General features: G+C 45.7%; 5 protein-coding genes and 1 pseudogene. 3 read left to right on the top strand and 3 right to left on the bottom strand.

The features are described from left to right. Positions 1 to 620 precede the first annotated feature (620 nt). The 3 genes from glgP to QUA77_RS27525 form a co-directional block, all read right to left on the bottom strand. Positions 621 to 3,179: an alpha-glucan family phosphorylase gene (glgP, locus tag QUA77_RS27535; RefSeq protein ID WP_333037188.1), complete on the bottom strand. Its 2,559-nt coding sequence runs from the start codon at positions 3,177 to 3,179 to the stop codon at positions 621 to 623. 150 nt (positions 3,180 to 3,329) lie between these two features. Beyond that, positions 3,330 to 3,527 (bottom strand): hypothetical protein, encoded by a 198-nt coding sequence (locus QUA77_RS27530; protein WP_333037189.1) that lies wholly within the window; start codon positions 3,525 to 3,527, stop codon positions 3,330 to 3,332. A 40-nt stretch (positions 3,528 to 3,567) separates the two neighbouring features. Beyond that, positions 3,568 to 6,918, bottom strand: a complete 3,351-nt coding sequence (locus QUA77_RS27525) for an EAL domain-containing protein (protein ID WP_333037190.1) — start codon at positions 6,916 to 6,918, stop codon at positions 3,568 to 3,570. 343 nt (positions 6,919 to 7,261) lie between these two features. Here QUA77_RS27525 and QUA77_RS27520 point away from each other — a divergent pair, with 343 nt between their 5' ends. The 3 genes and pseudogenes from QUA77_RS27520 to QUA77_RS27510 form a co-directional block, all read left to right on the top strand. Beyond that, complete coding sequence (locus QUA77_RS27520; RefSeq protein WP_333453762.1) at positions 7,262 to 7,840, top strand: hypothetical protein; 579 nt, start codon at positions 7,262 to 7,264, stop codon at positions 7,838 to 7,840. A gap of 352 nt (positions 7,841 to 8,192) precedes the next feature. Continuing rightward, positions 8,193 to 9,233 (top strand): M28 family peptidase, encoded by a 1,041-nt coding sequence (locus QUA77_RS27515; protein WP_333453760.1) that lies wholly within the window; start codon positions 8,193 to 8,195, stop codon positions 9,231 to 9,233. Between the two features lie 122 nt (positions 9,234 to 9,355). Beyond that, positions 9,356 to 10,714, top strand: a pseudogene (locus tag QUA77_RS27510) (ABC-ATPase domain-containing protein); the annotation flags it as partial. Between the last annotated feature and the right edge of the window lie 79 nt (positions 10,715 to 10,793).

Here is a 10,793-nt window from a genome sequence, read left to right as displayed (position 1 = left end):
TAGCTATAACCTGCAATCTGCTCCACTTCAGCCAAACCCTTCATTATAGCATAAAATTATTTTGCAAGAGGTCTAATCAACTTTTCGCTTGATGTTACAAAACTCACCCGACTGGGCTTATAAAAATTCCGAAATTTTGAATTTATACCTGTATTCAGCAAAGCCACAAAAAAGGAAAACGGGCAGAATCTCAACTCTAATTAATGAAATTCTGCCCGTATATTGTAAATATTGATCAATCCTCGAACCAAGTCGGAATTTCGCAAACATCCTGCATAAAAATCAGCGTTCATCCGTGGTTCAAACCTACCCGAAATTTCCACCAGTTTTGCCACCCTCAAAGCCTTAGAAGACCAGCGAGATTCCTTGCTGTACGCTTATATACGCGGTCACTGGTGGTACTAGGAAATAGAGCGGAGTTTGGTATTGGGCGATCATTGCACAACCGGCTACATAGTCATCCCCCAAGGAAGATAAGCAGAGAGGGAGTGGGAGAGTGGGAGAGTGGGAGAGGGGGAGAATAGGTAAAATCTTCCTGATTCCTGATTCCCTCTTCCTTCCATCCGTTACATCCGTTACATCCGTTACATCCGTCGAGCGAATCTGTTCCCGAACTTCCTTTAATGTGCCCAGAGAATCACGCCAGCTTCATAAGGACTGCTGAGATTATCGTGCTTCGGCAAAACCCGCAACGACAAACCTTGCAAACCACTAGAAGTATAAGTAATGTCAGCCGTATAAAGGCTAGCATTGTTAGAATCTTCTCCCAAATACTCCATCACCACCGGCACGCCACCAATGATATCGCCGTTAGCATCAACCGAGCCTTGATAAAGTTCAACTTGCACGTCCGCAGGCGTCAATCCCATCAGATTAATCCGAGATTTAACAGAGATCGACTGATTGACCTTAACTTCCTTATCCTGGGAAATATCAACAGCCTCAATCTTAATATCCTTCCACTTCGCGAGAACGTGCTTCTTCCAGTGAGACAACTCCTTGGCGGGAGCGCAATTATCCGAAGTCATGGTGTGGTAGCGATCGCTCACTGGGAAATATGCCCGCCGCGCGTAATCCTTCACCATCCGAGCAGTATTGAACAAAGGACAATTCAAGCGAATCGAATCCTTCATTTTCTCCGTCCAACCGCGGGGAATTCCATCAGCATCCCGGTTGTAAAACAGCGGTACAACTTCTTTTTCCATCAAGTCGTACAAAGCATTCGCCTCGACTTCATCCTGATACTTAGTATCTTCGTAAAACTCCCCATGTCCGATCGGCCAACCGGTACGAACATAATCAGCCTCATCCCACCATCCGTCAAGAATGCTCAGATTCGGCAAACCATTCATCGAAGCTTTCATCCCGGAAGTACCCGAAGCCTCACGCGGGCGGCGCGGCGTATTCAGCCACACATCGCAGCCCGACACCATCATCCGAGCAACGTTAATGTCGTAGTTCGGTAAAAACACCATCGAGCTCATCGTCTCGTGCTCGCGGATGAAGTGAACGATATCTCGAATCAATTCTTTACCCGGAATATCCATCGGGTGAGCCTTCCCAGCAATCACAAACTGCACCGGGCGATTTTGATCGCGCATGATCCGCATAATTCGATCGACATCGCGCAAAAATAGCGTCGCCCGCTTGTAAGTAGCAAAGCGGCGGGCAAACCCGATCGTCAGCACCTTCGGATTGAGAGCTTCCCGCGCGTGTTCGATTTCCGTTTGGGCAGCACCGCGCTCGCGCAAAGTCTTTTGCAGCCACTCCCGCGCGAACACCACCAACTCCGATCGACAGCGTTCGTGATTGCGCCATAGTTCCTCATCAGGAATCGACGACAGCCTGTCCCAGAGACGATCGTCCTTACCGGTCATTTCCCAGTCCGGGCCAAGGTATCGATCGTATAACTCCTGAGTAGACTTCGCCACACAACTGCGAGCGTGCACCCCATTGGTAATCGAAGTAATCGGTACTTCTTCCTGTGGCAAGCCCGGCCACAAACCCTGAAACATCGGGCGCGACACCACGCCGTGCAAAGCCGCCACCCCGTTGACAAAACTCGACATTTTAATTGCCAAAATTGCCATATTCAGAGGTGCGGACAAATCGCTAGTATTCTCCCTGCCTAATCCCAGAAACTCATCTTGCGACAAGCCAAACATCCTGGGATAATGATCGAGATAGTGCATCACCATATCCGGCTCGAACAAGTCAAACCCAGCAGGTACGGGCGTGTGAGTCGTAAACATACTGCTCGAAACCACCACCTGTTCCGCTTCTACGAAACTCAGGTGATATTCCTCCATCAGCATCCGAATGCGTTCCAAAGCCATGAAAGCCGCGTGGCCTTCATTCATGTGATAAGCCGTAACTGTCAGCCCCAATGCCTTGAGCATTTTCACGCCGCCGATGCCCAGCATGATTTCTTGGTGCATCCGCAGAGTTTTATCACCGCCGTACAGTTGGTCGCTAATATCTTGGTCATAGCGGCTGTTAGGTTCAATATTTGTATCCATTAGGTACAAAGGAACCGTTCCCACTTGTACTCGCCAAATCCGGGCGTACACCTTGCGGCCGGGATAGTCTACCTCAATCCGCAATTCCGAACCGTCGGGATTGCGTTCTGGGTGCAGCGGCATATTGTAGAAATCATTGAGCGGATAGCGTTCTTGCTGCCAGCCGTCGGCGTTGAGATACTGCGAAAAATAACCTTCTTGGTATAGCAAGCCGACACCGACTAAGGGCAAGCCCAAATCGCTAGCTGATTTGAGGTGGTCGCCTGCGAGTACGCCCAAACCGCCGGAATAGATTGGTAGGGCTTTAACTAAGCCGAATTCCATCGAAAAGTAAGCGTAGCATTCTTGCTGCTCGGTGCCACGCTGTTTGCGGTACCAGGCGCGATTTTTGAGATAATCGTCTAATTGTTGGGCTGCTCGGTTCATTTGGGCAATGAAGCCTTCATCTTCTGCCATTTCTTGCAGTCGCTCTTGAGATATGGTTCCGAGCATCAGCACCGGGTTTTGGTTGCTGGAGTCCCACAGGTCTCGATCGAGGCGGCGGAAGAGGTCTTTGGTATCGACGTTCCAGTCCCAGTGCAAGTTGTAAGCAAGCTTGCGTAGGGGTTCGAGAATTGCCGGTAGCGACGGGGAAACGTTAAATGTGCGAATTGGCTGCATAGACAAAGCCTTTATGTTGGGGTAGCGATATTTTCCTCTGTCTTTAGGTACAAGTCCGTTATTCTGCACACTATTTTAAGTTTTAACCAGTTGATGCACGATGCCATCAAGCAGACGAAACGGAAGCGGAGGTCGTTCGATGTGAGCGAACTAGCCGTTTTCGGCTGCGATAACTGTCGCAAGAAGGCCTTGCCACCAGACCATCACTACTGGACGGGGATCTGTATTGAGTGCGGCAACGAGTTTTCCTACAGTGGCTGCTCGTGCGACGGCTGCTGCGGCGGGACGTATGCGGGTTTCGGCGGTGGTCGCACGACTTTTTACGTGTAACGTTCGCAGGAATTGCACGCAGCGTTACAACCTTACGCAGTCGTAAGTCGCGACCCAATTAAGCAATTTTTACTTGTTGCAACTGAGAATTTACCAATAGCTTACTAGCATCATTGGCTGATAGTGCAGGGCTGAAATAATGACCCTGAATTTCTTGACAGTGGAGCGATCGCAAACACTCCAACTGCTCTTTAGTTTCTACTCCTTCGGCTACCACGCTCAAGTTCAAATCTCGCCCCAGGGTCGCTACAGCCTTAGCGATCGCCCGTTCGCACGGATCAGTCGTCAATCCGCTGACAAAGGATTTATCTATTTTTAAGATATTCAAGGGAAACTTTTTGAGATAATTTAGAGAACAATAACCAGTGCCGAAATCGTCCAGCGCAATTTGCACTCCCATATTCTGCAACTCCCTGAGAACTTTTGTGGTATAATCCACATCTTGCATGGCTGTAGTCTCGGTAATTTCTAACTCTAAATACTTGGGTGCTAAACCGCTTTTTTCCAAGCATTTCGCTACCATTTCTAATAAATTAAATTGCTGGAACTGCCGAGCCGAAACGTTGACTGCTACCCGCAAATCTGGCTGCAAAGCATCCTGCCAAGCTTTATTTTGAGTGCAGGCTGTTTGCAGCACCCATTCCCCAATAGTTACAATGAGCCCGTTCTCTTCGGCGATCGGAATAAATGTAGCGGGAGTAACTAAACCTAATTGTGGATGTTGCCAGCGTAGCAGGGCTTCCATGCCCTGAATTTGCCAAGTAGTAATGTTGACTTTGGGCTGGTAGAAAACCTCAAATTCTCCCTGTTCTAAAGCCTCGTGTAGCCTGTGTTCTATAGTTAGTAAATGGCTGCCTTGGGGATTAAGTGTTGAAGTATATAACTGATAGTTATTTCTTCCCATTTCTTTAGCGTAGTACAAGGCAGCATCGGCATTTTTGACTAAAGTTTCGGCCTCTTCACCATCATCGGGATAAAGGGCAATGCCGATGCTGCTGCTAACATGAAACGGTTGTCCTTCTAGTTTAAATGCTGGCTTTAAATTGTTGAGTATTCTTTGAGCTGTTTTAACGGCATCTTCTAAGCAATTGATATCGGGAAGCAGTATGGTAAATTCGTCGCCTCCCCAGCGGGCAACAGTGTCAGTCGATCGCAAAGTGTCGCTGATACGTCCGGCAAAACCTTCTAACAGGCGATCGCCCGCAGCGTGACCTAATGTATCATTAATCTTTTTGAACCTGTCCAAGTCTAAAAACATCACAGCAAGCATTTTTTTTGTTTGTTTAGCTTGTTTTAAGGAAGCCAGCAGCCGCTCGTTAAAAAGTATCCGGTTCGGTAAACCTGTGAGTTGGTCATAAACAGCTTGATAGCGAATAATTTCTTCAGCTTGCTTGCGCTGAGTGATATCCATCATCGTGCCGATCGCCCTGACTGCTTGGCCACTTTCATTGCGGATGATATAGCCGCGATCGAGCACAAAAACATATCCCCCGTCTGCACGGTGAAAGCTGTATTCTTCCGACCAACATTGAGCATCTGAGTTCATTGTTTGGTTGAAACTTAACATCACTCTTTCCCGTTCTTCTGGATGAATATTTAACCACCAGGATTCTAATTCTATCGTCTGAGTTTCGTTGAGTTTGTATCCAAAAACGTTTTCAAACTCTGCGCTCAACCAATACTCATTTTTTAACAAATCAAAATCCCATACGGCATCATTTGTCGCCCGCGTCAGCAGGTGAAAGCGTTCTTCGCTTTTGCGTAGTTTTTCTTCGGATTGCACCCGTTCCGTTACATCCCGAAAGCTGAATACTCGACCAGTAATTTGGCCTCCCGTGCGCTGGGGCAACGAGTAGCGCTCGAAGATTCTGCCATCTGTCAACTCGATGAGATCGTAACTTTCTGCTGCAGGGCGATCAGACAATTCTTTAGCACGGTTGAGAAATATTTCGGGGTATTTTAACTGGTTGATTCCAAACCCCAAAATTTGGTTGTTATCTCTCGAATCAACCAGCAAATCCGGCAACTGCCACATTTCGGCAAATTTGCGGTTAAAGGTGATAACTTTTCCTCCGCTGTCAACCGCCAGAATGGCGTCAGCAGTAGATTCAATGGTTGCTTGAAGCAACGAAAGAGATGTTTCTAGTTGTGACTCTGCTAATTTGCGATCGCTGATGTCAAATGCTGTGATTAATATTGAGGCTTTTTTTTCAAATTTTATAATATCTACAGTTGCTTCAATCCAGCGCATTTCTCCTGTTTTCGTGACTATTACTAATTCATATTTAGAGCCTGCTGTTGAGCGCGCATGGCTGGATTTACCCCATTTTTTAACTATTTCTATAAAATCTAGATGAATTAAGTCGTATAAATCCAAGGCTAGTAATTCTTCGCGAGTATATCCTGTCAGAGCTTCTGTCTGAGCATTGACATAGCGGAACTGTCTGCGGTGATAGATAAATGCAACAGCATTAACAGTTTCTATCAGTTGGCGAAACTTTTTTTCACTGCGCCGCAAATTTCTTTCAACCCGCTTTCTATCGGTAATATCTTGTGCTATATATAACTTGCCGCTGACCTTGCCTTGACCGTCGCGAATAATTGAAATAGAAAGCAGTACAATTATTTTTTTTCGATGTTTAGAAAGGTAGACTTTTTCGACGTTGCGCACAGAACCTTCGGCTGTTAAACTTGCTAACTCTAATTCCGGGGCTGGTGATTCAGTTTTCTGAAACAGTCTGGCTATTGGTGTGCCTAACAACTCTTTTTTAGAGTATCCTAAAAGTTGACAGGTAGCTTGGTTTAACGACAGAATATAACCGCCCGGGGTGGTGGCGATTATCGAGACGTTCATTTCTTCGCAAATATCGAGAGCATATTCGGCAGTTTGCTGCAAGTCTTGGGTCATTTGGGCAATAGTATGCCAGATATCCTGTTCTTTTTTTGGTGGATACAACACTTTTTCTCCTTTTGGTACCTTGTCATTTTCTGTTTCAGACTTCGGCTTGATTAACCTCATCGTCTTGGATAAGCTATTTACTGTTTTACCCCGGAGCAATAATGATATTGCTACACAAATAAAAACCAGGTAATAACAGATTATTTTCCATCTAAGAGTAGCTTCTTTTCGAGGAATTTCCTGAGATTCTATATAATTAGAAATCGGTAATTTTACTGGCTCAATTTGCGATAATTTATCCAAAAATAATGCGGTGCTTGCAGAAGTAAGGGGGCGAGCTGCCGATGGCAAATAGCTATGTTTCTGAGACCGAACCAAAATCCCTTCTACAGGGCGAGTGCCAGGTTCATCTCTTAGACTTGTCCGTAATATTTTTGGATTTATGCCACATTCCAGACCAAAAATAGCAACCGCGAAATATCCCAACATCAATTGAGAATTTTTTTTCATGTGCTCTACTTCCTAATTTCAAATAAATCTTTTTAGCCGCCATAAATCTAAAAAAAATTAGCCGAACTTTTTCTATCATGGGCAAACCCAGCCACTATTAATTTATGTGGATTTGTAAATAAATTTTTTTCAAGCTAATAATTTAGCTTTATAACTAATTACAATTTTAATCTTAATTTAAAATGTGTCATCAGCCATTGTGCCACAAATTATCCGCCATTCTGCCTAGACACCGCGTGGGAGCGCGCTAAAATTAGATAATTCCCGCAAAAAGGCGACCGGGATTCGTTAGAAAAATAAACAATTAGCTTAAAATCGATGCAGAGGTCCACTAATTGAACCCATGAGTCAGACGATCCCACAACTCGAAAAAGAAGTCCGCGCGCTGCAAGCAGAAGTTACCGCCCTGCAAGACTCGCTGGAAAAACTTGGCGTACAGCGCTCTGAGTGCCGAGTGGCAGTCAGTTTTCCCAAAAATAATACTCCTCAAGCCATTGCTGAGTTCCACCAGCAAACTGCTGCTTTTGGGGAGCAGTGGTTGCAGCAAATCCAGGAAATTGACCGAGAGACTAAAAATATTGAAAAGCAACTGCAGCCAAAACAGGCTTTACTCAATTACAAGCAAGGTGAACTAGAAAAATTGCTGGCCGGACAGCACTGGCAAGAAGTAGAAAACCACGTTCAAACCGGGGAAAAACGCTTGCAAGCACAAGCTCGGAAAATCAATCAAGCAGCCGCGCAGCTAGAGGCAGAGATTCAAGCTTTAAAAGCACTGTACGACCAACTCAATCCGAGTTATTCAGAGTGGTTTCAACAACCAACTCAAATAGTAGAATTTTCGGCAAAAACTATTCCTTATGCTTTTCCTACAAGCAGCGGGTTGATCTTGGAGAATAAGGAGATTGAGTGGGAAAAAAAGTAGTTTTGGCTTGTGAATTTTAAAGGTAAATTAGTGATTTGAATGTCGCCGTCGAACGATCCAATAAGCAAGACAGATTCGACGGCAACATCGCAAGGCTTTTACCTGCTTTTTTAGATAAAAAATACAAAACTGCCTCTGGCGCCGTTAATTTTAAGATTTTTGAGTTTCATTTTTTGAAACAAGTTTATTTTTAACTCTGGTGTCAATCTAAAATCTAAAATATAACAGTTCTGGACGCATCAACCGGGTTTTATAAAAAGACTTTGTTGCAGCTTTCGCTTCCGCTAAAAAACCCGGTTGATGAGAGCGAGGAGTGCGTAAGCCCTGTCTAAAATCTCACATAGACTTACTGATGAAACAATTGATTTGGATAGCGCTATTTATTATGGTTGCGGTGGCGGCTGTGGGTTGGCGTTCTGACTCGTGGCAGCGGTTGTCGAGTGTACCCGCAGTTTCGCTCGATCGCAATATCCACACTTCCCAAAACCCGTCTCCCTTACCGCTTCCTGCTGAAAAAAATGCTTTTTCTCTGCCCCAAATTGACCAGTCCCGGTTGTGGAAACACGTCGATAGTTTAGCAGGAGAACGGGATGGAGAACGATCTCGCTCTTTTACTAGAGACTACATTTCAAAACAACTGCAAACATTAGGATTTTCCCCCGAGTTGCAGCCGTTCGATCGAGGAGTCAACGTCTTCGCTGAGAGAAAAGGTACTGACTCGAACGCCGATGCAATTTTAGTGGCAGCACACTATGATACCGTCCCAAACTCACCTGGAGCTGATGACAATGCGACGGGAGTTGCTGTAGTTTTAGAACTAGCAAGATTGCTGGGTTCTCGTGCCACACCTCGGACGCTGCAAGTAGCATTTTTCGACCTGGAAGAACTCGGACTTTTAGGCAGTTTAGCATTCACAGGTAGCGACGCGCGGTTAAAAAATTTGCAGGGTGCGATCGTCCTAGATATGGTAGGTTATGCCTGCCGCACGCCCGGATGCCAGCAATATCCCGAAGGATTGACAGCGCAACCTTTTCTAGAAGCATCGGGGGTAACTTCTCCCGACAAAGGCGAGTTTATCGCTGTGATTGGGGATGCGGAACATCCGCTGCTATTGAAAAGTTTTGCGGAGTCTGGAAAAGCCGATTTACCGCCGGTGGTGGCGCTGCCGGTTCCCCTGAAAGGGTTGCTGACTCCCGATGTTTTGCGGAGCGACCACGCGCCTTTCTGGTATAAAGGAATTGGTGCTGTGCTGGTGACGGATACTGCTAATTTGCGATCGCCCCACTATCACCAATTTAGCGATACATTAGCAACTATCGATCGACCTTTTTTCGCCGGTTCTGCTCAAATTGTTGTTAATGCCGTGGCGAAATTATTGGAATTAGGTAATTAGTAATTGGGAATTGAGCATGGGGAATTTGGAATTGGGGATGGGGCATGATGACTGTTATTGATACTGCCAACTGCCAACTGACAACTGCCAACTGCCAACTAATAACTAATGACTAATGACTAATGACTAACAAAGAAAGCCTGCAACGGCATTTACTGCAACTAGACAATCGAGGCTACAAAGCCTACAAAGACATTCAAGGTAACTACGACTTTTCTGAATTCACATTAATTATTGATTACGTGCAGGGAGATCCGTTTGCTTCTCCCAGTAAATTTAGAGTCAGAGTTCCCTCCAACATTGCTCAAATTCCTGGCGAACTTTTCAATTCTCGCAGTCGATAAATAGCCTTGCGAGATTACCTAACTCGCCAGTTTGACAAAGCAGCAAACAGCATCAGCAGCAAACGCGGCACTGGGAAAAGCGGTATGATTGCAGTGACTGGCTTCGGACAAGAAGTTTTAGAGCGAACTTCGGCATTTATCATTTCCTCAAATACATCCGATATCGAAGATTTAGGAGGAGTTGAACTGCGATTTGCCGTCGGACTTCCAGCGGGCGGACGCAGTATCTTAGGGCGACAAGCTGCTGAAATGCTGTGCGAAGATATTCCGCAAATTGTCAGCAATTCTCTGAAGTATGCTAACTTAAATTCTGCTGAATGTCGCCGTCACGTTGAAACTGTAGAAGATGCTGACTGGCTGCGGCAGCAGTTAGCTGAAAACGGATTAGTTGCGTTTGTGGCTGAAGGTTCTATTTTGCCCCGCCGCACGGGTGTTGACGATCGCCCTTTGTTAAATAATGCTGTGGCTTTTCAGACGCCACCGTCGTTAAAAGTTGAGTTTAATTGTCCGAATCGCGGTTTTATTTCCGGTATGGGTATCCCGGCTGGTATTACTTTGATTGTTGGCGGCGGCTATCACGGCAAATCAACTTTACTCAGGGCGATCCAGTTGGGAGTTTACAACCGAATTCCGGGAGATGGTCGGGAATTTGTGGTGGCTAATCCGGCGGCGGTTAAAATTAGGGCGGAAGATGGCAGAAGTGTAGCGGGAGTTGATATTTCGCCTTTTATTAACCACTTGCCACAAGGTAGAGATACTGCACAATTTTATACTGAAAATGCGAGCGGTAGCACGTCGCAATCTGCTAATATTATTGAGGCTTTGGAAGTGGGGAGAATGCCTGTTTTATTGGTGGATGAGGATACGGCGGCGACGAATTTCATGATTCGCGATCGCCGAATGCAGGAACTCATCGCTAAGGATAAGGAACCGATTACGCCGTTTATTGATAAAGTTAAACAATTGTACGCAGATTGCGGCGTATCGACTATTTTAGTAATGGGAGGAAGTGGCGATTATTTTGATGTGGCAGATACTGTGATTGCAATGGAAAATTTTCAAGCAGATAACGTGACTGACCAAGCTAAAGAGATTGCTAAGAATTACTCGATTAGCCGTGCTGCTGAAGGGGGAGAAACTGTAAGGATTCAGGTCTGTGATTGAGGAATAAGAGAAGGCATAAAAAAGTTACAAGAATGGGCAGATATAGCATCAC

It is taken from the genome of Microcoleus sp. K5-D4 (assembly GCF_036704575.1).
In the GTDB taxonomy this organism is placed as follows: domain Bacteria; phylum Cyanobacteriota; class Cyanobacteriia; order Cyanobacteriales; family Microcoleaceae; genus Microcoleus.
The sequence above is the reverse complement of the archived record's forward strand: the minus strand, read 5'-3'. Positions and strand labels throughout refer to the sequence as shown.

Bases quoted from the DNA above. Each gene is read 5' to 3' on its own strand.
- QUA77_RS27520 (WP_333453762.1), top strand. From the start codon at position 7,262: ATGAGTCAGACGATCCCACAACTCGAAAAAGAAGTCCGCGCGCTGCAA.
- QUA77_RS27515 (WP_333453760.1), top strand. From the start codon at position 8,193: ATGAAACAATTGATTTGGATAGCGCTATTTATTATGGTTGCGGTGGCG.
- glgP (WP_333037188.1), bottom strand. From the start codon at position 3,179: ATGCAGCCAATTCGCACATTTAACGTTTCCCCGTCGCTACCGGCAATT.
- QUA77_RS27525 (WP_333037190.1), bottom strand. From the start codon at position 6,918: ATGAAAAAAAATTCTCAATTGATGTTGGGATATTTCGCGGTTGCTATT.